The 25,538-nt window shown below is 61.7% G+C and carries 21 protein-coding genes and 1 pseudogene; 16 read left to right on the plus strand and 6 right to left on the minus strand.

Annotated features, from left to right (window positions below):
* The first annotated feature begins 17 nt into the window (after positions 1 to 17).
* The 6 genes from E4T63_RS03695 to E4T63_RS03720 all read left to right on the plus strand — a co-directional run bounded on the left by E4T63_RS03695 (position 18) and on the right by E4T63_RS03720 (position 6,469).
* Entirely contained in the window at positions 18 to 929 is a 912-nt protein-coding gene (locus tag E4T63_RS03695; protein ID WP_135294911.1) for a LysR family transcriptional regulator, read from the plus strand.
* A 103-nt stretch (positions 930 to 1,032) separates the two neighbouring features.
* Positions 1,033 to 1,926 (plus strand): NAD-dependent epimerase/dehydratase family protein, encoded by an 894-nt coding sequence (locus tag E4T63_RS03700; RefSeq protein ID WP_135294912.1) that lies wholly within the window; start codon positions 1,033 to 1,035, stop codon positions 1,924 to 1,926.
* Positions 1,927 to 2,296: 370 nt separating this feature from the next.
* Positions 2,297 to 3,646: a GntP family permease gene (locus tag E4T63_RS03705; protein ID WP_135294913.1), complete on the plus strand. Its 1,350-nt coding sequence runs from the start codon at positions 2,297 to 2,299 to the stop codon at positions 3,644 to 3,646.
* Positions 3,647 to 3,661: 15 nt separating this feature from the next.
* A complete protein-coding gene (locus E4T63_RS03710; protein WP_115987650.1) occupies positions 3,662 to 4,522 on the plus strand; it encodes a MurR/RpiR family transcriptional regulator in 861 nt (286 codons plus the stop codon).
* 1 nt (position 4,523) lies between these two features.
* Positions 4,524 to 5,981, plus strand: a complete 1,458-nt coding sequence (locus E4T63_RS03715) for an N-acyl-D-amino-acid deacylase family protein (RefSeq protein ID WP_135294914.1) — start codon at positions 4,524 to 4,526, stop codon at positions 5,979 to 5,981.
* A 119-nt stretch (positions 5,982 to 6,100) separates the two neighbouring features.
* On the plus strand, positions 6,101 to 6,469 hold the full coding sequence (locus tag E4T63_RS03720; RefSeq protein ID WP_135294915.1) for a glyoxalase superfamily protein: 369 nt from the start codon (positions 6,101 to 6,103) through the stop codon (positions 6,467 to 6,469).
* A gap of 256 nt (positions 6,470 to 6,725) precedes the next feature.
* Here the strand turns inward: E4T63_RS03720 and E4T63_RS03725 are convergent, their stop codons facing one another.
* Both E4T63_RS03725 and gliR read right to left on the minus strand, forming a co-directional pair.
* A complete protein-coding gene (locus E4T63_RS03725; RefSeq protein ID WP_098967109.1) occupies positions 6,726 to 7,091 on the minus strand; it encodes a DUF6124 family protein in 366 nt (121 codons plus the stop codon).
* 515 nt (positions 7,092 to 7,606) lie between these two features.
* On the minus strand, positions 7,607 to 8,623 hold the full coding sequence (gene gliR, locus E4T63_RS03730; protein ID WP_098967111.1) for an AraC family transcriptional regulator GliR: 1,017 nt from the start codon (positions 8,621 to 8,623) through the stop codon (positions 7,607 to 7,609).
* A gap of 211 nt (positions 8,624 to 8,834) precedes the next feature.
* On the opposite strand from gliR, the gene E4T63_RS03735 reads away from it, so the two are divergent.
* From E4T63_RS03735 to E4T63_RS03770, 8 genes are all read left to right on the plus strand, one after another.
* On the plus strand, positions 8,835 to 10,430 hold the full coding sequence (locus E4T63_RS03735) for an FAD-binding oxidoreductase (RefSeq protein ID WP_135294916.1): 1,596 nt from the start codon (positions 8,835 to 8,837) through the stop codon (positions 10,428 to 10,430).
* Between the two features lie 5 nt (positions 10,431 to 10,435).
* Positions 10,436 to 12,031: a glycerol-3-phosphate dehydrogenase/oxidase gene (locus E4T63_RS03740; protein ID WP_135294917.1), complete on the plus strand. Its 1,596-nt coding sequence runs from the start codon at positions 10,436 to 10,438 to the stop codon at positions 12,029 to 12,031.
* A gap of 20 nt (positions 12,032 to 12,051) precedes the next feature.
* Positions 12,052 to 13,620 carry an FGGY-family carbohydrate kinase gene (locus E4T63_RS03745; RefSeq protein WP_135294918.1) on the plus strand — a complete coding sequence of 523 codons (1,569 nt, stop codon included), beginning with the start codon at positions 12,052 to 12,054 and terminating at the stop codon, positions 13,618 to 13,620.
* 231 nt (positions 13,621 to 13,851) lie between these two features.
* On the plus strand, positions 13,852 to 15,141 hold the full coding sequence (locus E4T63_RS03750; protein WP_135294919.1) for a phospholipase: 1,290 nt from the start codon (positions 13,852 to 13,854) through the stop codon (positions 15,139 to 15,141).
* 42 nt (positions 15,142 to 15,183) lie between these two features.
* Positions 15,184 to 17,142, plus strand: a complete 1,959-nt coding sequence (locus tag E4T63_RS03755) for a DUF1302 domain-containing protein (RefSeq protein WP_135294920.1) — start codon at positions 15,184 to 15,186, stop codon at positions 17,140 to 17,142.
* Between the two features lie 164 nt (positions 17,143 to 17,306).
* Positions 17,307 to 18,680: a DUF1329 domain-containing protein gene (locus tag E4T63_RS03760; protein ID WP_135294921.1), complete on the plus strand. Its 1,374-nt coding sequence runs from the start codon at positions 17,307 to 17,309 to the stop codon at positions 18,678 to 18,680.
* A gap of 221 nt (positions 18,681 to 18,901) precedes the next feature.
* Entirely contained in the window at positions 18,902 to 19,147 is a 246-nt protein-coding gene (locus tag E4T63_RS03765; protein ID WP_098967122.1) for a FitA-like ribbon-helix-helix domain-containing protein, read from the plus strand.
* Positions 19,144 to 19,563: a type II toxin-antitoxin system VapC family toxin gene (locus E4T63_RS03770; RefSeq protein WP_098967124.1), complete on the plus strand. Its 420-nt coding sequence runs from the start codon at positions 19,144 to 19,146 to the stop codon at positions 19,561 to 19,563. Before E4T63_RS03765 ends, E4T63_RS03770 begins: the two co-directional genes overlap by 4 nt.
* Positions 19,564 to 19,723: 160 nt before the next feature.
* Here the strand turns inward: E4T63_RS03770 and E4T63_RS28910 are convergent, their stop codons facing one another.
* Positions 19,724 to 20,587, minus strand: coding sequence for a methyl-accepting chemotaxis protein (locus tag E4T63_RS28910; protein ID WP_371260362.1), 864 nt, complete (start codon positions 20,585 to 20,587; stop codon positions 19,724 to 19,726).
* A gap of 42 nt (positions 20,588 to 20,629) precedes the next feature.
* A pseudogene (locus tag E4T63_RS28915) lies at positions 20,630 to 21,643 on the minus strand (methyl-accepting chemotaxis protein); the annotation flags it as partial.
* 255 nt (positions 21,644 to 21,898) lie between these two features.
* On the opposite strand from E4T63_RS28915, the gene E4T63_RS03780 reads away from it, so the two are divergent.
* A complete protein-coding gene (locus E4T63_RS03780) occupies positions 21,899 to 22,570 on the plus strand; it encodes a histidine phosphatase family protein (RefSeq protein WP_135294923.1) in 672 nt (223 codons plus the stop codon).
* Between the two features lie 77 nt (positions 22,571 to 22,647).
* On the opposite strand, the gene E4T63_RS03785 is transcribed toward E4T63_RS03780, so the two are convergent.
* The gene (locus tag E4T63_RS03785) at positions 22,648 to 24,126 is read right to left on the minus strand and encodes an ArnT family glycosyltransferase (protein ID WP_135294924.1); all 1,479 of its coding nucleotides are present in this window, start codon (positions 24,124 to 24,126) and stop codon (positions 22,648 to 22,650) included.
* Between the two features lie 30 nt (positions 24,127 to 24,156).
* Entirely contained in the window at positions 24,157 to 24,744 is a 588-nt protein-coding gene (rimJ, locus tag E4T63_RS03790) for a ribosomal protein S5-alanine N-acetyltransferase (RefSeq protein WP_135294925.1), read from the minus strand.
* Positions 24,745 to 24,886: 142 nt separating this feature from the next.
* Here rimJ and E4T63_RS03795 point away from each other — a divergent pair, with 142 nt between their 5' ends.
* Positions 24,887 to 25,459 (plus strand): GNAT family N-acetyltransferase, encoded by a 573-nt coding sequence (locus E4T63_RS03795; protein ID WP_135294926.1) that lies wholly within the window; start codon positions 24,887 to 24,889, stop codon positions 25,457 to 25,459.
* Positions 25,460 to 25,538: the final 79 nt, after the last annotated feature.

Consider the following 25,538-nt stretch of genomic DNA (forward strand, 5'->3'; position numbering starts at 1 on the left):
ATCAATAAGGGACACCCGTGAAAGCCAGATCCGATGAGTTGCAGATTTTCGTCTGCGTGATCGAGTGCGGTTCGATTTCCGCCGCTGCCGAGCAGGTCGGCCAGACCCCTTCGGCGGTCAGCCGCACACTGTCGCGGCTGGAAGCCAAGCTCGACACCACGCTGATCAACCGCACCACGCGGCGCATGGACCTGACCGAGGAGGGCAAGTATTTCTTCGAGCAGGCCAAGCTGATTCTCGATCAGATGGACGCCCTCGAAGAGCGACTGTCCTCACGCCAGCAAACCCCGTCCGGGCGCCTGCGAATCAACGCCGCGTCGCCCTTCATGCTGCACGCCATCGTGCCGTACATCGACGAATTCCGTGGCCTGTACCCGGACATCCAGCTCGAACTCAACAGCAATGACCTGATCATTGACCTGCTGGAACAAAGCACCGACGTCGCCATCCGCATCGGCACCCTTGCCGATTCGACCTTGCATGCGCGCTCGCTAGGTTGCAGCCCGTTGCTGATCGTCGCCAGTCCGGCGTATCTGGAAAAGCACGGCGCGCCGCAGCAGGTCGCCGACTTGAGTGACCACACCCTGCTCGGTTTCACCCACAACGAAGGCCTCAACCAGTGGCCTTTGCGCTACGTGCATGGCGACCGTTGGCCAATCACTCCGGCCATCAGCGCCTCCAGCGGCGAGACCGTGCGCCATCTGGCGCTGGAAGGCCAGGGCATTGCCTGCCTGTCGCACTTCATGACCATCGACGACATCCGCGCCGGGCGCCTCAAGGTGCTGCTGGCGGAATTCAACAGCGGTTATCGCCAGCCGATCAACGCGGTGTACTACCGGAACTCGCAACTGGCGCTGCGCATTCAGTGCTTCCTCGACTTCATCCAGAGCAAACTTGCGGCCTACGCCAGCGCCGATTTCAAGGGTTGATTCGTGATCCCTGCGCAACAGTGATTTGGGTGATCGCGGGTTTTTCCACCGGGGTTAGCGGTCGATACTCGCTGCATCACTTATTCACGCAGGGAGTTTCTCCATGAACGTATTCATCACCGGCGCTGCCGGATTCATCGGCGGTTCCATCGCCACCGGTCTGGTTCGGGCCGGCCACACCGTCACGGGTCTGGTGCGTAGCGCCGAACAGGCTGATGAGCTGATAGTACTGGGCATCACCCCGGTGATCGGCACCCTCGAAGACAGCACATTGCTGGCTGAACAGGCCCGCGCCGCCGATGCGGTGATCAACGCCGCCAGCAGCGACCATCGCGGCGCGGTCGAAGCGTTGCTCGATGCCCTGCGCGGTTCGAACAAAGTGTTCCTGCACACCAGCGGTTCGAGCATCGTCGGCGATGCCTCGGGCGGCAAGTCCAGCGACGTCATCTACTACGAAGACAACCTGCCGGAACCCACCGTCGACAAGGCTGCCCGTGTGGCCATCGACAACCTGATCCTCTCTGCCGCACAGGACGGCGTGAACTCGGCGGTGATCTGCAACACCCTGATCTACGGTCACAGCCTGGGCGTCAATCGCGACAGCGTGCAGTTGCCGCGTCTGCTCAAACAAGCGCGCAAAAGCGGCGTGGTGCGCCATGTCGGCACTGGCCAGAACATCTGGTCCAACGTGCACATCGAAGACGTCGTCGCCCTGTACCTGCTGGCGCTGACCAAAAACGTACCGGGTACCTTCTACTTCGTTGAAAGCGGTGAGGCCTCGTTCATCGACATGACCACTGCCATGGCTGAAGCGCTGAATCTCGGCGAACCACAAGACTGGCCACTGCAAGATGCCGAAGCCGAGTGGGGTTACGAAATGGCCAACTACGGCCTTGGCTCCAACAGCCGGGTACGCGGCAAACACGCCCGCGAACTGCTTGGCTGGGTACCGAAGCGTACGTCGGTGGTGGACTGGATTCGTAACGAGATGGTGTGAGCCCGCGCTACACCGTGTGAAGCCATTCGCGAGCAAGCTCGCTCCCACAGGTTGATGACCGCATTCTTGCTGAAGGAATGCAATCAAACTGTGGGAGCGGGCTTGCTCGCGAAAGCGGTGGATCAGTCGGCAGAGATCTTGAATGGGCAGCCGCCATCGCTGGCAAGCCAGCTCCCACAAGTTTTTGTGTTTGCCTGAGAACCATGTAAATCCCACCCCGCGATTTTCATTAATCGCGACAAGACATACCCAACAGCGACACGCCTTACCTCTCCACGAAAATTACTTTCATGGTGTTTGAAAACTCGATCTCGAAATGATTTATGAGTTTCATAACCCATTCGAACGTGACCCTTTCGAGGAGTACCGCATGACGCCTTCCTTCGGCTATTGGCTGCTGATGTATGCCGCCGTCGCCATCATCGCCCTGATCGTGCTGATCGCCCGCTACCGGCTCAACCCGTTCATCGTCATCACCCTGATTTCCATCGGTCTGGCGCTGGTGGCGGGGATGCCGCCGTCGGGCGTGGTGGGGGCGTATGAGGCCGGGGTGGGCAAGACGCTGGGGCATATTGCGCTGGTGGTGGCGCTGGGGACGATGCTTGGCAAGATGATGGCCGAGTCCGGTGGCGCGGAGCAGATGGCCCGCACCTTGATCGAAAAATTCGGCGAGAAGAACGCGCACTGGGCGATGGTCTGCATCGCGTTTCTGGTGGGGCTGCCGCTGTTCTTCGAAGTCGGTTTTGTGTTGCTGGTACCCATCGCCTTCACCGTGGCGCGGCGGGTGGGCGTGTCGATTCTGATGGTCGGCCTGCCGATGGTCGCCGGTCTGTCGGTGGTGCATGCGCTGGTGCCGCCGCACCCGGCGGCGATGCTCGCGGTGCAGGCGTATCAGGCCTCGATCGGGCAGACCTTGCTGTATGCGATTGCCATCGGCATTCCCACCGCAATCATCGCCGGGCCGCTGTACGCCAAATTCATCGTGCCGCGCATTCAGCTGCCGGCGGATAACCCGCTGGAAAAACAATTTCTCGACCGCGAACCGCGCGACAAGCTGCCGGGTTTCGGCATCACCATGGCGACCATTCTGTTGCCGGTGGTACTGATGCTGATCGGTGGCTGGGCCAACCTGATTTCCACGCCGGGCAGTGGTTTCAACCAGTTTCTGTTGTTCATCGGCAACTCGGTGATTGCGCTGTTGCTGGCAACCTTGCTGAGCTTCTGGACGTTGGGCATCGCTCAGGGTTTCAATCGTGAATCGATCCTCAAATTCACCAACGAGTGCCTGGCACCGACCGCCAGTATCACCTTGCTGGTCGGCGCCGGTGGCGGCCTGAACCGGATTCTGGTGGATGCCGGAGTCACCGATCAGATCGTCGGGCTGGCCCACGAATTTCACCTGTCGCCGCTGATCATGGGCTGGCTGTTCGCCGCGTTGATGCGGGTTGCCACCGGCTCGGCCACCGTCGCGATGACCACCGCGTCCGGCGTGGTCGCACCGGTGGCCATTGGTCTGGGTTATCCACACCCGGAATTGCTGGTGCTGGCGACCGGCGCCGGCTCGGTGATCTTTTCCCACGTCAACGACGGCGGCTTCTGGTTGATCAAGGAATACTTCAACATGACGGTCGCGCAGACGTTCAAGACCTGGACCGTGCTTGAGACCCTGATCTCGCTGGTCGCTTTCGCTCTGACCGTCGGCCTTTCTTATTTGCTGTAACCGGAGCCAGCCGCCATGGACATCCTTTATCAGATCCGCGCCCGTCAGGACTCCTTCAGCGCCGGCGAGGGCCGTATCGCCCGACTGATGCTCGACGATGTCGGTTTTGCCGCCTCTGCCAGCCTCGAAGAGCTGGCGCAACGGGCCGAAGTCAGCACCGCCACGTTGTCGCGTTTTGCCCGCACGGTGGGCTGTCGCGACCTGCGTGATCTGCGGCTGCAACTGGCTCAGGCCAGCGGCGTCGGCAGCCGTTTTCTCGACCCGGCGGGCACACCTGAACAGTCGGCGTTCTACGGCCAGATTGTCGGCGATATCGAAACCACGCTGCGCCAGCATCTGGCCGGGTTTGACGAATCGCGCTTCGCCGACGCGGTGAAAATGCTCGGCCAGGCGCGGATGATTCACGCGTTCGGCATGGGCGGCTGCTCGACCCTGTGCAGCGATGAATTGCAGGTACGCCTGGTGCGCCTCGGCTACCCGATTGCGGTGTGCCACGACGCGGTGATGATGCGCGTCACCGCTGCCAGCCTGAACGCCGAGCAAGTGCTGATCGTCTGCTCGCTGACCGGCATCACCCCGGAGCTTTTGGAAACTGTCGAGCTGGCGCGCAACTATGGCGCGCGCATTCTGGCCATCACCCGCGCCGACTCGCCGCTGGCCGAACTGGCCGACATCGTCCTGCCGCTGCAAGGCGCGGAAACCTCATTCATCTACAAACCGACGGCGGCGCGCTACGGCATGTTGCTCGCTATTGATGTGCTCGCCACCGAGCTGGCGCTGGCCAACCCTGAAGACAATCAAGAACGTCTGCGGCGGATCAAACTCGCCCTCGACGAATACCGTGGCGGCGACGATCACCTGCCGCTGGGAGACTGACATGCTGTACGACACGCTGATCCGCGACGCCACCGTCATCGATGGCAACAATACGCCCGGCTACCGTGCCGATGTGGCGATTCTCGACGGGCGCATCGAACGCATCGGCGACTTGCGCGATGCCAGTGCGACCGAAGAAATCGACGCCACCGGCCGCGTGCTCGCCCCGGGTTTCATCGACGTGCACACCCACGACGACACCGTGGTCATTCGCCAGCCGCAGATGCTGCCCAAGCTCAGCCAGGGCGTGACCACGGTGATTGTCGGCAACTGCGGGATCAGTGCTTCGCCGGTCAGTCTGAAAGGCGATCCGCCGGACCCGATGAACCTGCTCGGCAGCGCAGCGGCGTTCGTCTATCCACGTTTCAGCGATTACCGCGCCGCCGTCGAAGCGGCGAACACCACGTTAAACGTTGCCGCACTGGTCGGTCACACCGCACTGCGCAGCAATCACCTCGACGACCTGTTTCGCACTGCCACGCCAGACGAAATCGCCGCCATGCGTGAGCAACTGCGTGAAAGCCTTGAAGCCGGCGCGCTCGGTTTATCCACAGGCCTGGCCTACGCCAGCGCCTTTAACGCCTCCACCGACGAAGTGAAGCAACTGACCGAAGAACTGACCGCATTTGGCGCGGTGTACACCACCCACCTGCGCAGTGAGTTCGAGCCGGTGCTGGAGGCGATGGAGGAAGCGTTCAGCATCGGCCGTCACTCACAATCCCCGGTGATCATCTCCCACCTCAAATGCGCCGGTGTCGGTAATTGGGGGCGCAGTCCGCAGTTGCTCGCGGCGTTGGAGGAAGCAGCGAAAACCCAGCACGTAGGATGCGATTGCTATCCCTACGCGGCGAGTTCTTCGACGCTGGATCTGAAGCAGGTCACCGACGCCCACCGCATCACCATCACCTGGTCGACGCCGCATCCTGAAGTCAGCGGCCGCGACCTGATCGACATCGCCGCCGAATGGAACGTGCCACTGCACGACGCCGCCAAACGCCTGCAACCGGCGGGCGCGGTGTACTACGGCATGGACGAGGCGGACGTCCGAAAAATCCTCGCGCATCCGCTGTCGATGGTCGGTTCTGACGGACTGCCGGAAGACCCATTCCCGCATCCACGACTGTGGGGCGCTTTCCCACGAGTGCTCGGCCATTTCAGTCGCGATCTCGGTTTGTTTCCGCTGCACACGGCGGTACACAAGATGACCGGCCTGTCGGCGGCGCGGTTTGGCTTGAAAGAGCGCGGCGAGATTCGCGAGGGGCACTGGGCGGATCTGGTGTTGTTCGATCCTTTGACGGTGCGCGATGTGGCGGATTTCCATGATCCGCAGCGGGCGGCGCAGGGGATTGACGGGGTGTGGGTCAATGGCGTTTTGAGTTATCGCGATGGGCAGGCGAATGGTCGCCGGGAAGGGCGGTTTCTGGCGCGGGACGGGGATTTGCGCAACAACTTTCGCTGACGTTTCGCGGAGTGCGTCACAGTGGTGGCACATTGCAATTAAAGAAAGCCACCGCCAAGCCGAATTGCTGACATCCAGCCCGTCTACACTTTTGGGCCAAACAAGTCAGGGAGCACCCCATGAGCTTCGGCAAAACCACCCCGATCCTGCGGATCTTCGATGAAGACAAGGCGTTGGAGTTTTACGTCGACTTCCTCGGTTTCAAGATCGACTGGCAGCATCGTTTCGAAGCCAATTTCCCGCTGTATCTGCAGGTGTCCCGTGGCGAGTGCGTGCTGCACCTGTCCGAGCATCATGGCGATGCGACGCCGGGTTCGGCGTTGCGCATCGAGACCGATGAGCTGGAGGCGTTCCAGCAGCAACTGGTGGCCAAGGACTACAAGTTCTCGCACCCACAGATTCAGGCGATGCCGTGGGGCAGTCAGGACATGACGATTGCTGATCCGTTTGGTAATCGGTTGGTGTTTACCAACGCGATCAGTGTTTGAGCTGAGAAGAGCCCCTCACCCTAACCCTCTCCCAGAGGGAGAGGGGACTGACCGAGGTGTCTTGCGCTGTACATCGACCTGAATGATCCGCTGCGATTGTGCATTCACAGCAGTATTTTCAGGTCGGTGTGTCTCGCGAGCATCCCTCGATCGGCCCCCTCTCCCTCCGGGAGAGGGTTGGGGTGAGGGAAAAAGATTCACGCCATACAAAAAAGCCCGCTGCCAAACCACTAAGGTTTTGCCGCGGGCTTTTTCGTTACTCGGTTGGCACTAACTGATCCAGCACCCGATTGACGGCGATTTCCGCCACCATCACCACCTGAGCGATGCCTTGCAGGGTCTTGCGGTGTGAGCCTTCAAGCAGGCCGGCGAAGTCGTTGAGCATCACGGTGGCCGAGCCCAGGGTTTCGCTGGCGTCGGCCAGCAACGGTTCGGTGCCGCTGGCCGGGTTGGCCATGTAGAGACGATTGGGCTGGTACGGGGTGGCCATGATCGCGGGCCTCGGTGGGCCGAGGTAGTGGTCGAGGGCGCGCTCGGCGGCTTCGTGGAATTTCCTTGATTCGGGGGATTCGTAGGGGGAGGCCGCGTCGGTGGGCGGCGGGTTGGGTGTAACTTTGAACATTTGCCAGATCCTCATTGAGGGCTGGCCACCGTTTCCCTACTAAAAGAAATGGAGGCAGCCGTGCGCAGGTTAGTAGACCGGGGATCTGGGAAACCGGCGCGCCCGAGGGCGCCCTGCGCACAGCCACCATAACGTTCAGGCAAAGACCTGACTGTCTGATGAGCGATACGCCCCAAAAACCTCGGGCTACTAAACCCGATCACTGGAAATCAGTGACGGACTCAAGTTACCGACGGCCTCCGGGGCGCACAAGCCGGCGGATTCTGGCTTAGCCGTAGGTAGCGGCGCAAGGAATTGTAGGCAGTAGGGCGTAACACTGAGTGTCTTTAAACAGGCGTGCTGGAAAGTGTTTATTGCACTACAGGAGCGGAGGATTTGTCTGTCGGATTGAGGTGAGGCGACTGGCGCCTTCGCGAGCAAGCCCGCTCCCACAGTGGATCTTCAGTGAATGCAGATTTTGTGTACGACACAAATCCCCTGTGGGAGCGGGCTTGCTCGCGAAGAGGCCAGTCCCGTCATCCCCGATGCATCTGCCGAAACTCCCCGGGCGGCATCCCGCGCCGGCTCTTGAACGTACGATGAAACGACCGCGGTTCGGTAAACCCCAGATACTGCGCAATGTCCTGAATCGGCAACGTGCTGTTGAGCAAGTAATGCTCCGCCAGCTCCTGACGCAAATCATCAAGAATCTGCTGATACGACGTCCCCGCCTGATGCAACTGGCGCTGCAACGTGCGCACCGACACCGCGAGCTGCTCGGCCACCTGTTCCTTGCGCGGTAAGCCTTCCTTGAGCAACTGGCGCAGGATGCTTTTGACCCGTTGTTCCAGCGATGCATCCTCCAGCGTCGCCATCAAGCCCATCGCGTGTTCTTCCAGCGTACGCAGCAATTGCGCATCGGCCTGGCGCAGCGGTAATTGCAGATACGCCAACGGCACGATCAGCGCTGAATAGGCCTGCTCGAACAGCACTGGGCAATCGAAAAAAGCTTCGTACTGGGCTTGTGTGGTGTCAGCAGGACGCGGATGTTCCAGCCACACGGCGGCGGGCGACATCTGCGTGTCGGCGATCCAGCGTGCATATTGCAGCCAGGAGCCGAGGACGTTTTCCACCAGATGCCGGCGAATCCGCGGACGCTCGTAGCGGCAAGTCCAGATCAGGTGTACATGACCGTCCTGCACTTCGGCGCGGCTGACGCCCATGTCGCCCACCAGTTTTTCGAACGGCATGATCCGGCTCATGGCATCGCCCAGGGTCGCGCAGTTCATGGTGATGTAACCGAGCACGCTCCAGGAATTGGGCAGGACGAAATTGGCCGCGTTGAGACCAAACAGCGGATCGCCCGAGTGCTCGCAGAAATAATCGAGCAGGCGTTCATGGGTTTCGCCCGGCAGGCGCAGGCTGTTGTCGCTCAGTTGCTGCGCCTGCAATCCGGCTGCCGCCAACGCCGGCTCGATGGCCATGCCCAGTTGCTCGGCATGGCGCACGTATTTGAGCAGCGGCGGAACCGAGGTGAAGCCGAGCGATTGCATGATCCGAATCCCTTGATCAAGGCCTGCGTGAGCGAATGAATGCCTGAAAGGTAATTTGAAACCCCGACTAAAGTAAATGGCTGGCACTTGCGCGACGTTTGACTCAATTGGCTACTCGAACTGGCCGGATGCGACCGTGACACTTTTTGGCCGCTGACTAGTATGGAGGCCTGCCACATCACTGATCAGACTGCATAAGAAGGACACACGCATGCGACGCTGGAACGGCTGGGGAGAGGCAACCACGGTGGTCGAACTGCCGGCCCAGGGCGCGAGGTTTCTCCATGAACGACTGGGGGCCGGGCAGGTGTTGCCCGATGCCACGCTGGACGCGGCATTGGCGCGGGTGCCGCTCTCGCGGCTGGCGGCGCACACCTTGTACAGCGTCGACGCCCATGACCGTCTGCTGCACGCCCGGGGCCAGAGCCTGCCGGACTGGCTGGCGCTGCGCGAAGGTGCGCTGGGCAACTATCCCGATGCGGTGGCGTTTCCCGAAACCGCCGGGCAGATCCGTCAATTACTGGCGCTCGCCCATGAGCAGGACCTGTGCCTGATTCCCTACGGCGGCGGCACTTCGGTGGCCGGGCACATCAACCCGCCGGATTCGGCGCGGCCGGTGGTGACCGTGTCGCTGGCGCGGATGAATCGCCTGATCGACCTCGACGAGCAGAGCCAACTGGCGACGTTCGGCCCCGGCGCCAGTGGCCCGCAGGTGGAAAGTCAGCTGCGCGCTCGCGGCTATACGCTGGGGCATTTCCCGCAGTCGTGGGAGTTGTCGACGCTGGGCGGTTGGGTGGCCAGTCGCTCCAGCGGTCAGCAGTCGTTGCGCTACGGGCGCATCGAGCAATTGTTCGCTGGCGGCACCCTGGAAACTTTCGCCGGGCCGTTGGAAATTCCGACGTTCCCAGCCTCGGCGGCGGGGCCTGATCTGCGCGAAGTGGTGCTCGGTTGTGAGGGTCGTTTCGGAATCATTTCCGAGGTCAAAGTGCGGGTCAGTCCGCTGCCGGCCGATGAGCGTTTTTACGGAGTGTTCCTGCCCAGTTGGAGCAAGGCGCTGCAAGCGATTCGCCAATTGGCCCAGGCGCGGGTGCCGCTGTCGATGCTGCGCCTGTCGAACGCGGTGGAGACCGAAACCCAACTGGCGCTGTCTGGGCATCCGCAGCAAATCGCCTGGCTGGAAAAGTACCTGAGCCTGCGCGGTGCCGGTGAAGGCAAATGCCTGCTGACCTTCGGCGTGACCGGCAACCGTCGGCAAAACGCGCTGTCGCTGAGCCAGGCCCGCCGGCATCTGAAAGCCTTCGGTGGCGTGTTCACCGGCACCTTGCTCGGCAAGAAGTGGGCGCAGAACCGCTTCCGTTTCCCCTACCTGCGCGAGAACCTGTGGAACGCCGGTTATGTGGTCGACACCCTGGAAACCGCCACCGACTGGAGCAACGTCGACCACCTGCTCAACCTGATCGAAAACAGCCTGCGCGATGCCTTGGCAGCGCAGGGCGAGCGGGTGCATGTGTTCACCCATCTGTCCCACGTTTACGGCGAAGGCTCGAGCATCTACACCACTTACGTGTTTCGCCCGGCGGCGGATTATCCGGCGACGCTGGCGCGCTGGCAGGCACTCAAGCACGCGGCCAGCCAGACCATCGTCGACAACCACGGCACCATCAGCCACCAGCATGGGGTCGGCAAGGATCACGCGCCGTACCTGCCGCGCGAAAAAGGCGCACTCGCGATGGACACCTTGCAGGCGCTGAGCAAGCACTTCGATCCGGCCGGGCGCCTCAACCCCGGCACGCTGTTGCAGGAGTGACGGTCATGCACCCGGACTGGAACGCTGCGTGGCGCCAGCAAACCTTGCCGACATTGGCCGACGAAACCTGGGATCTGATCGTCATCGGCGGCGGCATCAGCGGTGCCGGCATCCTGCGCGAAGCGGCGCGGCGTGGCTGGCGTTGTCTGCTGCTGGAGCAACGGGATTTCGCTTGGGGCACCTCCAGCCGATCGTCGAAAATGGTTCATGGCGGTTTGCGTTACATCGCCAAGGGCCAGTGGCGCCTGACCCGCGATTCGGTGCGCGAGCGTCAGCGTCTGCTCGACGAAGCGCCGGGGCTGGTGGAGCCGATGAGTTTCATGATGCCGCACTATCGCGGTGGCTTTCCCGGGCCGCGTGTGTTCGGTGGCTTGTTGTCGGTGTACGACGCGTTGGCCGGACGCCGCAGCCATCGTTTTCATGACGCGCAGCAACTGCGTTTTCTGGCGCCGGGGGTGAAGGAAAATCACCTGCTCGGCGGCACCTGTTTTGTCGATGCGCTGACCGATGACGCGCGGCTGGTGATGCGCGTGTTAAGCGAAGCGCGAGCCGATGGCGCAGTGGTGCTCAACGGGGTGCGCGTCGAACATTTACTGCGCGAAGACGGCCGGGTGTGTGGAGTTCAGGTCGAAGATTGCGAGGCGGGCGGGTCGTTGCAACTGCGTTGCGGCGTGCTGGCGGTGGCGACGGGCGCGTGGGCTGAGCGTTTGCGTTTGCCCGAGGCACCGCGACAACTACGGCCATTGCGCGGCAGTCATCTGCTGCTGCCGGGCTGGCGTTTGCCGGTGGCGCAGGCCTTCACGTTTCTGCATGAGCGCGACCGTCGGCCAGTGTTCGTTTTTCCGTGGGAAGGGGCGACGGTGGTTGGCACCACCGACCTCGATCATCGCGAGAATCTGGACCAGAGCGCGAGCATCAGCGCTGACGAACTCGACTATCTGCTGGCGGCCTGCACGCAACAATTTCCAGGTGCCGAAGTGACGGCGAGCGATGTGCTGTCGACCTGGTCCGGCGTGCGTCCGGTGGTCGGCAGCACGGCGGGTGAACAGCAAGGCAAACCGTCGAATGAAACCCGTGAACATGTGCTGTGGCAGGAGCCGGGTTGCGTCACCCTGGCCGGCGGCAAACTGACGACGTTTCGCCCGCAAGCCATCGAAGTGCTCAAGGCCTGCGCCGACATGCTTGGCCGCGATTTCGAAGATGACGGCGCAGCGGTTTTTGCCGCTGTAGCGCCACTGCCGATCCCCGGACTCAGCCCGCAACAGGGGCGACGTCTGGCCGGACGCCACGGTCGCGACCTGCCGCGACTGGCGCAGTTGATCGACGAGTCGGGTCACGAAACGGTCGGCAACACCGACACCTTGTGGGCAGAGCTGGCCTTTGCCTGCGAAGCGGAAATGGTGCTGCACCTCGATGATCTGCTGCTGCGCCGCACCCGTCTGGGCCTGTTGCTGGCGCGCGGTGGTGAAGAATATTTCGCTGCCATCCGCCAACTCTGCCAGCCAAGACTGGGCTGGGACGATGCACACTGGCAGCAAGAGCTGCAGCGTTACCGGGCGTTGTGGCAACGCCATCACGGTCTGCCGGATGCCACGCCTTGATGCCCCTTGAAGAGAGCGCCATGGATAACCACTCGAACAAGCGCTACCTGCTGGCGATCGACAACGGCACCCAGAGCGTGCGCGCATTGCTCTTCGATTTGCAGGGCAATCTGCTGGGCAAAGGCAAGGTCGAGTTGCAGGCGTATTACTCGACGCAACCGGGCTGGGCCGAACAGGACCCGGAATATTATTGGGCGAAACTCGGCGAAGCCTGTCAGCAGGTATGGGCGCAAACCGGGATTGATCGCTCGCAGATTGCCGGCGTTTCACTGACCACTCAGCGCGGCACGGTGATCAACGTCGATGCTCAGGGCAAGCCGCTGCGCCCGGCGATTCTGTGGCTCGATCAGCGCCAGAGCGAAGTCGAGGGCGGGATCAAGGGGCCGTGGGGCTGGCTGTTCAAACTGGTCGGCGCGCAGGCCACCGTGGATTATTTTCGTGCTCAGGCCGAGGCCAACTGGATCGCCAGACACCAGCCTGAAGTATGGGCGGCGACCGACAAGTTTTTGCTGCTCTCGGGGTTTCTCACCCATCGTTTGTGTGGGCGCTTTGTCGACTCGGTGGGTTGTTGCGTCGGCTATCTGCCGTTCGACTTCAAGCGCCTGAAATGGGCCGCACCCAGTGACTGGAAATGGCAGGCGCTGGCGGTGCGTCCGGAGCAGTTGCCGACCTTGCACAAACCCGGTGAAACCCTTGGCTACATCAGCGCCGAAGCTAGCCGTCACACCGGGATTCCCGAGGGCTTGCCGCTGATTGCTGCGGGCGCTGACAAGGCCTGCGAAGTGGTCGGTTCCGGCGTGGTCGATGCGAGCACGGTGTGCCTGTCCTACGGCACCACCGCGACGATCACCAGCACCCGCTCGCGCTATCTGGAAATCGTCCCGCTGATCCCGCCGTACCCCTCGGCGGTGCCGGATCAGTACAACTGCGAGGTGATGATTTATCGCGGTTACTGGATGGTCAGCTGGTTCAAGAACGAGTTCGGCCTGCGCGAGATGCAGCAGGCCAAAGAGCAGGGCATTGAACCCGAGCAACTGTTCGATGCGCTGGTGAATGCGGTGCCGCCGGGATCGATGGGGCTGATGCTGCAACCGTACTGGTCGCCGGGGATTCGTGAGCCGGGTGTCGAAGCCAAGGGCGCGATGATCGGCTTCGGCGACGTGCACACCCGCGCGCACATTTACCGGGCGATTCTGGAAGGGCTGGCGTATGCGCTGCGCCAAGGCCTGGAGAACATCGAGAAGCGCTCGAAGGTGTCGGTCAAGCGTCTGCGCGTGGCCGGTGGCGGTTCGCAGAGTGATGCGGCGATGCAGCTGACGGCGAATATTTTTGGTCTGCCGGCGGAGCGTCCGCATGTGTACGAAGCGTCCGGGTTGGGCGCGGCGATCTGTTGTGCGGTGGGGTTGGGCTTGTATGCGGATTTCCCCACAGCAATCGCGGCGATGACGCGAGTGGGCACGGTGTTCACGCCGCAGCCCGAGGCGCAGCAAGTCTATGAGCGTTTGTACAACGAGGTGTACCTGCGCATGTATCGCCAGCTCAAGCCGTTGTATCAGAGCATCCGCAAAATCACCGGTTACCCCGCCTGACCAGACACCAGAAATCCCCTGTGGGAGCGGGCTTGCTCGCGAAGGCGGTGTGTCAGCTTGCACCTGTTTGACTGACCCACCGCCATCGCGAGCAGGCTCACTCCTACAGGGGGCGTGGTGATTCGCACATGGCGCTATCGGAGACTTTTTCTGGTGAGATCGGACAGTGTCAGCGCCGGGGGCGGTTGTTAGGCTCAACCCCCACAGCACCTCCAATAAGAATTAAAAGCAATGAAGCTGACCTTTCTCCTGTTGCTGCTTTGTGCAACAGCCCCGACGGCGTGGGGCTGGTCGAACCACACGGTGGGCAGCTATCTGGCGTTGCAGGAACTGCCGGCGCTGCGCGATGCGCCGCCGGTCGAAGTCGAGCCGCTGGAGCGTTTTCTCGCCGAGCAGTATCCGGCCGTGGTCGCGCTGCTGGAGCAACAGGAAAACTTCGCCCGTGAACACTTCACCCAGTACCCGCCGCGCCCCGACAATCTGAAGCTGCCCGCGGTGCCGGGCGACAATCTGCGCCACGATTTTCTCACGGCGTTGCGGCTCAATCCGCGCATTCATCTGGCGATGGTCATTCAGCCGCTGCCGGGTCAAGACATCCCCGAACGCGAACATCTCAGTGCCGGTCAAGTGATGGTCGAGCAGACGCTTTCGCCATGGAATCGTCAGCGTTTCATTCGCGTGGCGGACGGCGAAAAAGTTGCGCCGCTGGCGGTGCTGGCAAGCGCCGCCGACGAGCCGGATTACGGTCACGACATCAATCTGTTCAGCGACAACCCCGGCGAGGTCGGCGCGCTGTATGGCTTCGGCCCGCAGCCGTTTGGCGATGCGCGTTTTCAGTACAGCTCGCAGGCACCGTTCCACATGGGCTTCTTCCATGAAAGCGCGGTGGTGTATGCCGCTGCCGGATTTCTTCAGCGCAGTTGGCCGGATTGGCGCGCCTATCAGTACCTGGGGCTTGCGCGTTTGGCATTCGCCTCTGGCCATCCCTACTGGGGCTATCGGTTCCTCGGCTGGGGCGTGCATCACGTGCAGGACCTGACCCAGCCGTATCACGCCAAGCCATTGCCCGGGGTCGAACTGCCGAGTCTGTTGCTGCTGGAAGGCAAGGCGCTGGCCGGTTTTGCCGATGATAAAAAAGCCTCGATCGAACGGGTCGCCACCCGCCATATGGAAATCGAGAAGTATCAATCGACCTGGTTGCGCCGCGTGCTACGTGCCGGTCAGGCGCATCCGATGCTCGCGGCCTACGCCGATGTCGCTCAAGACCAACACTATCCGCCGTACTCGGTGGACTACTTGCGCGACGTGGTCAGCGCCGAGTCGGTCGAGGACTCGGCGGCGTTCGATGAAGCCATCGGTCAATGGCTGGAGACGGCTCCGGTGACCAGCGATTTCAGCAGCGGCAACCAGTTGCAGCGCGAGACCTTCGAGCATCCGGCACTCAATCAGCAGCTGTTCAAACTGCTCGGGCATTTCGGCGCGCACAGCCGGATTTATGTCCGTGCGGGACTGGCACCGTAGCCATCGCGGCCACACAAAAACAATAAGAACAAGGAGGAACCCATGATCAACACTCGATTGCGCCTCACCGGCGTGGCACTGCCCGGTGTCGGCCTGGCAGGGCTGCTGCAACTCTGCGCGGTGGATGCGCTGCAGGCTGCCGAGTTCAGCGTGCTGGACAATCAGGTCACCGGCTCGATCGACACGACCCTGTCCTATGGGCGTTTGTGGCGGGTGCAGGGCCGCGACAAGAATAACGATGACGTCAACACCAACGACGGCAATCGCAACTTCGACACCGGGCTGGTTTCCGAGGTGTACAAAATCACTTCGGAGCTGGAGGCCAACTACCAGAACTACGGGATGTTCCTGCGCGGCACGGCGTTCTACGACACCCAGTTGATGGACAAACGCAACGATTACTACCGCAACAACAACCCGTCGCAGCCGAGTCAGAGCTACCCGCAGGACGACCGCTTCACCAGCCAGACCCGCGACATCGCCGGCAGCCGGATCGAGATGCTCGACGCCTATGTCTACGGCAACTGGGACGTGGCGCAGATGCCGGTCACCGCGCGGGTCGGGCGTCAGGTGTTCAACTGGGGCGAGGGGATTTTCTATCGCGGCGGGATCAACACCACCAACCCGGTGGACGCGGCGAAATACCGTTTGCCCGGCGCCGAGGTCAAGGAAGTGCTGATGCCGGTGGAGGCCGTGAGCTTCAACATTGGCCTCAGCGATTCGTTGACCCTGGAGAGCTTCTACCAGACCAACCGGAAGGAAACCCGCATCGACCCGGTTGGCACTTTCTACTCACAGACCGACCTGTTCGCCGATGGCGGCAACACCGGTTACAACAACTTCAGCGGCACCGCGCTCGACACCCCGGTGCCGGGCTTCGGCAACGTTATCGGGCTGTACAGCGCACTGGGCAACAATCCGTTGCTCGGCCCGGCGCTGAAAAGCACCGGCCTGTACGCCAACGGTGTGACCCCGGCCTACGGCAACACGCTGAAAGTGGCGTCGATCGGCAAGGACTACAACGCGCGCAACGATGGTCAGTTTGGCTTTGCGTTTCGCTACATCGCCGAGGAGCTCAACAGCACCGAGTTCGGCCTGTATCTGGTCAACTACCACGCCAAGGAGCCGACCATCGCCGCTGATCTCGGTGGCTACAAAGGCATCGACATGAATGCCCTGACCAACATGCTCTCCAGCGTCGCTGGCAGTCAGGCCGGGGCGCTGGCTAACGGTCTGGCGACGGCCGATGTGATGGGCAACATTCAGGCGCATCGGCGTTATGCCGAAGACATCCGCATGTACGGTTTCAGCTTCAATACCACTTTGGGCCAGGCCTCGGTGTTCGGCGAGATTGCCTACCGGCCGAACCTGCCGATCGGCATCGCCGCGACTAACGACTTGATCGGCGATCTGGCCAACGGTGCCGCTGTGGCGGTGACCGGCAAGGCGATCAACGTCGGCGGGCAGATGGTCACCCTCGACAGCCAGATCAATAACGCCGAGCGCGTGGAGGCGTTCAACACCTCGCTGGGCAGCATCTACAACTTCGGCCCGACGCTGTCGTTCGACTCGATGTTCGGCATCTTCGAACTGGCCTCCGAACACCTGCGCGGCAGCAGTCTGCAATACACCGCCTACGACGGCAGCACGCGTTATTACGCCGGTACCGGCAACACCTCTTATGTCTCCGGCGGTGATCGTGATGATCAGGTCAACCGCAACTCCTACAGCTACACGGTGATGTTCAACGGCACCTGGAACGACGTGTACGCCGGGGTCAACGTCTCGCCTTACGTCGTCTACAAGGACGACTTCAAGGGCAACAGCTATCAAGCCGGCAACACCATCGACGGGCGTAAGGCCTACACCCTGGGGATCAAGGCCAACTACCAGAACAAGCTTGAAGCCGAGGTGCAATACACCAACTTCTGGGGCGGCGGACAGAACAACGGGATTCGCGACCGCGACAATGTCGGGTTCAATCTCAAGTATTTTCTTTGATATCCAGAACACAGGCGCACCCCCTTGTAGGAGTGAGCCTGCTCGCGATAGCGGATTTTCAGTCGCGGTAAATGTTGTCTGACACACCGCTATCGCGAGCAGGCTCACTCCTACAAGGGACTTGCGGTGATTCTCAGACCTCACTCCCATCTCGGAGATCGATCATGTTTTACGCATCACGATTCAGCAAAACCATGCTGGCGCTGGTTCTGGGCCTCACCGCCGGCAGCGCCCTCGCCGCCATCACCCCGCAACAAGCCGAACAACTGAAAACCACCCTCACGCCTATGGGCGCCGAGCGCGCGGGCAACGCCGCCGGCACCATTCCGGCCTGGACCGGCGGCATCACCCAGGCGCCCGCCGGCTACAAACCGGGCCAACATCACCCGGATCCATATGCGGCGGACAAGCCGTTGTTCACCATTACCAAGGCCAATCTCGACCAGTACAAGGCCCACCTCAGCCCCGGTCAGATTGCGCTGTTTAACAGCTACCCGGACACGTTCCAGATGCCGGTCTACCCGTCGCGTCGCTCTGGTTCGGCGCCGCAGTGGCTGTATGACAACACCCTGAAGAACGCGACCTCGGCCAAGCTGCTGGAGGGCGGCAGCGGATTCGCCGATGCCTACGGCGGCGTACCGTTCCCGGTGCCAAAGGACGGCATCGAAGTGCTGTGGAACCACATCACCCGTTATCGCGGAATCTACGTGGTACGTCGCGCATCCGAAGCGCCGGTGCAGCGCAACGGCAGCTTTGCCTTGGTCACCTCGCAGCAGGAAGCACTGTTCAACTTCTACCGTCCGGGCGGGCAGTACGCCGACCTGAAAAACATCCTGTTCTACTACCTCGCCTTCGTGAAAAGTCCGGCGCGGCTGGCCGGCGGTGCGGCGCTGGTGCACGAGATGCTCGATCAGCTCAAGGACCCGCGCCAGGCCTGGGTCTACGACGCCGGCCAACGCCGTGTGCGCCGCGCGCCGAACCTGGCATATGACACGCCGATCGCCTCATCCGATGGCCTGCGCACGGCGGACGATACCGACCTGTTCAACGGCTCGCCGGACCGCTACGACTGGAAGCTCAAGGGCAAGCAGGAAATCTACATTCCCTACAACAACTACAAGGTCGGCAGCCCGGACGTGAAGTACGCCCAACTGCTGACCCCCGGCCACCTCAACCCGCAATTCACCCGCTATGAGCTGCACCGCGTGTGGGTGGTTGAAGGCAACCTGAAACCGGGCGCGCGACATGTCTATTCCAAGCGCGTGCTGTTCCTCGACGAGGACAGCTGGGGCGCGGCGCTGGTTGATCAATACGATGGGCGAGGGGAGTTGTGGCGGGTGTCGATGGCCTACCTGAAAAACTTCTACGACCTGCCGACCACCTGGAGCGCACTGGACGTGTTCCACGACCTGCAGGCCCGCCGTTACTACGTGCAGAACCTCGATAACGAAGAAGCCTCCACCGTGGACTTCTCGCAACCGGTGCCGGAAGACGCGTATTTCATGCCCTCGGCGTTGCGCCAGCGCGGGACACGCTAGAGTCAGGCAACACGCGCACCGGCCTGCTGATCCAACGCAACCCCTGTAGGAGCGAGCCTGCTCGCGAATCGATCTTTCGTTCAGCGCAGAGGTGAAGGTCAGACGCGGAAATGGCTGACCATCTGCTGCAGTGAGAATGGCCGTTCGGAAGATTGCCCGGTGTGAGCCAGAACGGATGTGCTAGCCTGCAATCAATGATTTCATTGATTGCAGGAGGCGTCATGGCCAGCATCACCATTCGAAACCTTGACGAAAAGCTCAAGGAACAGTTGCGTATCACCGCTGCACACAACGGACACTCCATGGAAGAAGAGGCGCGCCTGATTCTCGGTCGAGCCTTGGCCACAGTTGATCGTGCCGGCGGACTTGGAAGCCGGATACGCAGCAGGTTCAGTGCAAACGGCGGAGTTGAACTTGAATTGCCGGAGCGCTCAGAGAAAGCCACCGGGGTGGATTTTTCTGAATGATAGTGCTCGATACCAACGTGCTTTCAGAGTTTATGCGTATCGAACCTGAAACCAGGGTGCTGGCCTGGGTTGATGCGCAGCCCGCCATGGATCTGGCCATCAGTGCGATAACGGTGGCTGAGATACTCCACGGCATCGCCCGACTTCCCTCAGGCAAGCGCAAACAGAATCTTCAAGCCCATGCGATGGCAATGTTCGAAGAGGATTTCGCCGGACGCATTTTGCCGTTCGATGCGCATGCCGCTGTCGAGTACGCGGCACTCGTCGCAGATTGCGAAGCAAAGGGACGGGCGGTGTCGATGGCTGATGCTCAGATAGCCGCAATTTGCCGGGCTCATGGCGCGGCAATCGCCACCCGTAACGTGAAGGACTTTCGGTTCTCGGGAGTGGAAGTGATGAATCCGTGGGAGGTGTGAGCGGTGGGGCAGTGAGTATGGGCTGACTGGACTGACGCCATCGCGAGCAGGCTCGCTCCTACAGGGGATTGGCGTTGTTCACATGATCTGTGTTCAACGCATTACCTGTGGGAGCGAGCCTACTCGCGAATCGATCTTCCGTTCAACGCAGAGGTGAAGATCAGACGCGGAAGTGGCTCACCATCTGCTGCAACTGACCACCCAGGCGTGCCAGTTCAACGCTGGACGCGGCGGTTTCATCACTGGCCGCGGCGGTCTGTTCCGACACGTCGCGCACGTTGATGATGCTGCGGCTGATTTCTTCGGCCACGGCGCTTTGCTGCTCGGCCGCGGCGGCGATCTGCTGGTTCATCGACTGGATGTTCGACACCGTGCGGGTGATGTTTTCCAGGGAGTCGCCAGCCTTGCGGGTCAGGGCCACGCTGCTGTCGGTCAGGGCGCGGCTGTTGTTCATCACCGCCGCCACTTGCTGGGTGCCGTTCTGCAGACCGGCGACCAGACCTTCGATTTCCTCGGTGGATTTCTGCGTGCGCTGGGCCAGACCACGGACTTCGTCGGCGACCACGGCAAACCCACGACCGGCTTCACCGGCACGCGCTGCTTCGATCGCGGCGTTGAGCGCGAGCAGGTTGGTCTGTTCGGCCACGGCTTTGATCACGTCCATGACGCTGCCGATCTTGTCGCTTTCCTGTTGCAGCACGCTCATGGCTTCAGTGGAACGCACCACTTCGCTGGCCAGACGCTCGATCTGCGCGATGGCTTCGTTGACCACCTTGTCGCCTTCACGGGCTTCGCCGTCAGCGGCGGCTGCGGCTTGCGAGGCTTCTTCGGCGTTGCGCGCGACTTCCTGCACAGTGGCGGTCATCTCGTGCATGGCGGTGGCCACCTGGTCGGTCTCGACCTTCTGGCTGTTGACACCGGCGCTGGTCTGCTCGGTCACGGCCGAGAGTTCTTCGGCGGCGCTGGCGATCTGGGTGACGCCGTCGCGGATGCCGCTGATCAGGTCGCGCAGGGTCACGCCCATGCGGGCGATGCCTTGTTGCAGCACGCCGAGTTCGTCGCGACGGGTGACCGTGACGTTCTGGGTCAGGTCGCCGCTGGCAATGCGCTCGACCACGGCCAAGGTTTCTTGCAGCGGACGGGTGATCTGACGGGTGATGATCACTGCGGCAATCACACCGACGAACAGCGCCAGCAGGGTGCTGATCAGCTGGAAGGTACGGGCCTGGGCGCTTTCGATGTCACGGCGGTCGAGCTGGATCTGGTACAGCTGCTCGCTGGTGTTGACGATCGCGGTGCCCTGATCGGTCATCTCTTTACGCGCCTGCACCGCTTCGCTGTTGGCGTTCTTGTAGGCCTGCAACGCGCTGCGGTAGTTGCTCAGGGCGGTTTCCAGCTGACGCAGGGCGTCTTGCTGGGTGGCGGCGAAATGCACGTTCAGTTGCTTGAGGCTGGCGATCGCTGCGTCCAGTTGGCCGACGGCTTTCTGCTCGGTTTCGGCGTTGGTGGTGGCGGTGTAGCCGCGCACTTCATAGCGCGCCAGGATGAACGCTTCCTTGGCCTGGGTGATGGCCTGGAACTGCTCGAAGCGCTGCTCGCTCATGTCCATTTGCTGCACGCGCTTGCTGATCGTTTCGATCAGGTTGTAAGCGGTGTCGGCGTTGGTGCCCATCACGTCGCGGGCGCTGTTGCCGGTACGGTAGGCGTTGCGCATCTTGTTCAGCGAGGTCTGGTATTCGGCGATAGTCGCGGCCTGCTCTTTCAGCAGTTTGACGTTTTCCGGGCTCTTGAACTTGTTGATCAGCGCCTGTTGTTGCGCGGCGAAGCTTTCGAGGGTGGTTTGTACATTCTGCGCGGCGGTTTCGTCGCCGTTGGTCAGCATGTATTGCAGGCGCACCACGCGCAGCTTGGTCAGGCCGGCATTGAGCTGGGTGATGTCGCTCATCCAGTTGCTGCGGTCAATCAGGCCGCCGAGGCTGGTCCAGCCCGTCAGGGCGAGGACGCAGGTCAGGGCCAGGACCAGGCCGAAGCCCAGGCCCAATTTCATGTTCACGCTGATGTTGCCGAACCAGCTATTCATCACAATTCCTCCAGGAACGTAGAGCTACTTGATCGTCGGTCAGGCTGGAAGATTGTTGTTTTTTTGAGCCAGCAAGGGTGTTAGCAGGTCTGTATCGGCCGCAAACACGAGAGCTGAAAGGTTTTTGTCCTACGGAATTTGTAACAAGGGCGCTTCAAGACTTTTTTCACATGCGTTTCACTCGCCACTTACGCCCGCTTCCTTACTCTCGCCGCATCGTATTGACTGTGATGCATGCCGACGAGGCGGCCCGATGTGGAGTTGAGACTGAGTCTGTTCGGCGTCAAACGCTCGATTTCCCTGAGCGGATTGGCCCGCTATCGCAATACCTGGGTGGTGCTCGGCGCGTCGCTGCTGGTGATTCCGCTGACACTGTGGCTGCTCGCCCCGGCGGCGGTGCCGGATCTGGCCCATGGCAATGTGTCCGGAGCCCGCGCGCTGGCGGCCGGGTGGGCCAAGGGCGACATGATTGTGCTGGTGCGTCACGTCGAGCGCTGCGATCACTCGCCGGCGCCGTGCCTGAGTGGCGACGACGGCATCACCGACCGCTCGCGCAGTGTTGCGGTCGGTGTCGGTGCACAGTTTGAGCATCTGGGCCTGAATAACGCTGACATCTACAACAGCCCGATGCTGCGCACGGTGCAGACCGCCGGTTACATGTTCAACCGCGCGGCCAGCGGCGAAGATTGGCTAATCAGCTGCAAGGGCCACATCCTGCAGGAAGCGCTGGCGCACAAGCTTGCGGGGCGCAACCTGATCCTGGTGACCCACAGCGAATGCATGGCGGAGCTGGAAAAGGACTTGAATACACCGGTTTCTGACCCTGGCTACGGTTCCTCACTGTTTGTGTCTGCCGCAAACAAAGCGGACCCGCGGGTGCTTGGCTTCATCGAAGCCTCCGACTGGCACTCGGTGAGCACTCGATGAACTGACGTTTGCCAAGCTTCAGCGCAAACAAAACCCGCCAGTGACGGCGGGTTTTTTATTGTCTGGCACGAAGGACGTCAGTAGCCGACGAAGTAATACGCCTGACGCCCGACCATCATGGTCTTGAGCACTTTGAGTGGTGCGGCGGGTTCGCGGTCTGCCGAGATCACCGCGACGTTCGACGGTGACGCGCTGAGGAAATCATGCAGTTGCGCGTCGGTGTCCAGCCCCTTGAGCACGCTTTGGGTGTAGAACACGCTGGCGCCGCCGACCCGTTCATTGGCCTGGAACAGTGCGACCTGCTGACCGTTGGCCTGCAAGCTCTGAATGTGTTCGGTCAACGGCAGGAACGACAACTCCTTGTCGGCGTTGGGCAGTGCCCACTGCGCGGCGCCGAGGTAGCTGGCGATCACCACCGTAAGCAGTCCTGCGGCAATCGCCTGACGATGACGGGCGACTTTTCCGATGAAGCGGTCGGTGGTTTCGCGCGCCTGCAAGCGCTCGAACAACACGCGCGCGTACTCCGCGGCGATCACGGCAGCCGCCGGGGTCATCGACATCAGGTAGACCGTGCGCTTGCTTGAGGCCAGGGTCAGCATGATGAACTGCGCAACGATCCACAGGCTGAAAAACAGCAGGTAACGGTTGGCCTTCAGATCCTTGCGGAAATGCCATAGGCCCAGGTACACCAGAATGTTCCAAGGCAGAAACGCTTCCGGCAGTTTGGCCAGATAGTAATAGAACGGCTCATAATGCCCGGCCTCGACGAACGAGCCGCTGAAGCGCCCGACGCTGTTGGTCAGCAGCACTTCAGCGACGGCGTGCGAACCACCGCGCTGGTAAAGCACGGCGAGCCAGATCAGCAACGGAATCAGGCCCACTGCCGTGAGCAGGCCAGGACGCAGCCAGGCGCCGATCTTCAGGCGTTTGTCGATCAGGTTATCAGCCAGCAGGTAGGCGAAAATCACCACCCCCGGCATCGCCAGACCGAGCACACCCTTGCTCAAAGTGGCGATAGCGATCCCGACGATAAACAGCAGCGAGTTACCGGCGCTCGGTGCGCGTTGTGCCTGAAAGAACGCCAGCAGCGCCGTGGTCACGCCGAGCGCCAGCAGCGCATCTTCGCCGACCCCGCGCACGTTGCTCCAGTAGCTGGCCATGGTCGCCAGCAGAATCCCCGCCGTCCACGCGACCGCTTTTGGCCGGCCGAAGCGGCGCAGCATGCCGTACAGCAGCATCACGCTGAGCACCCCGGCCACCGCCGACGCCAGCCGCACCGCCCATGGCGAAACACCGAACACGCGCATGGCGCCGGCGTCCAGCCACAGGCTCAGCGGTGGCTTTTCCAGAAACGGTTCGCCGAACAGGCGCGGCGTCACCCAGTCATCGTCCAGATGCATCTCCATGGCGATCCCGGCGACCCGGGCCTCGGTAGAGCCTTGCAACTGGTGGTTACCCAAAGCGAAAAAAAACAGCAGGGCGGCGAGTAGAAACAGTGAAGTGGCGGCACGCGGCATGGGTTTCAGGCAACCGGAAAGGGCAGGAGCCTTGAGCATACTTCGCCAATGCTTAACAAATTGTGAAACTCACGCCAGTTGACGCGACCAACGCTTCTCCGGCGTTTCAAACAGCGGATTGACCAGCGCCGTCAGCACATGGTCCTGCCAGCGCTCGGCGATATTCAGGTACGCCTTGGCGTAGCCCTCGCGCTCGAAACCCAGGCGCTCCAGCAATCGCGCACTGCGCTCGTTACCGGGCATGTAGTTGGCCATGATCCGGTGCAGGTTCTGCGTGTCGAACATATAGCCGATGCCAGCCTCCAGACCTTCCTGCATCAGGCCCTGACCCTGATGCGCGTGATCAATGTGATAACCCAGATAACAGGCCTGAAACGCGCCGCGAATGATCCCGCTGAAATTGCACGCGCCGATCATCTGTTGGCCATCCGGCGTCAGCAGGGCGAAATGCATCGCCAGCCCGGCCTCGAAAGCACTGGCCTGAACTTCAAGGCGTCGACGAATCTGTTCGGTAGAAAAGTATTCGGTGGTGCGAATCGGCGACCAGGGGGCGAGATGGCGCTGGTTGCGTGAATAGAAGTCACTTTCCAGCTCGGCCTGTTCCGGGGCGAGGATGGCGAGCGTCAGGCGTTGGCAGGGCAGGCTCAGCAGTGACATCGGCGGCTCCGGTGGGCAGGGTTGAGGGACAGGATTGCCTAGGAGATGGAAAAAAACAAACCGCGCTGGCGCTCTGTAAATTTCTTTGGTTGAGTGCACAGGGTTATCGACTGCGGAATTTCCGGGATTGGAGGAACAAGCAATGGAATTTGCATTGACGGTGAACGGGTTGGCGCTGCGTGTTCGGGCGCCGGCACCAGCGCTGGTCGCTCCGGTGCGCGAGGCGCTGAACGCCAGTTACCGCGAGCATGCGCCTTTTCTCGAGTGGGCGGTTGAACACACCAGTGAGGAGCGGGCGCTGTCGTCCATGCTGCGAGCAAGGGATGATTTCGCCAGCGAGACCGGTGAGCGGCGCCTATTCATCGTGACTGAAGACGGACAAGCCGTCGTTGGCTGCATCGGCCTGGTGCCGCGTCGGCGCAAGCGTTATGTCGTCGGTTATTGGGCCAACAGCGCGTTTGCCGGCAAGGGCTACATGCGCGAAGTACTGCAGCAACTGGTCAGGCGCCTGCCTGAGTTCACCTTTTACCTGACCACATCGTCGGCCAACAGCCGCAGTCAGCGTCTGGCTGAAGCGGCGGGGTTTGCGCTGATCAGGGTTCACCCACAGGCGCGGCAATTGCAGCAGCGCGGCGTGCAGGACACTTGGGTGTATCGCTTCGGCAGCAAATGCCAGGCAAAAAAAAGCCCGCGGGAGAGCGCGGGCGAACCGTAGTTTCTTGAATGAGCGAGCGGACTGTACCGTGTTGATCGAACGGGGGCAGTGAAGAAAAATTCATCTCGGCGGCGACCGC

The organism is Pseudomonas fluorescens (assembly GCF_004683905.1).
Classification (GTDB): Bacteria; Pseudomonadota; Gammaproteobacteria; order Pseudomonadales; family Pseudomonadaceae; genus Aquipseudomonas; species Aquipseudomonas putida_A.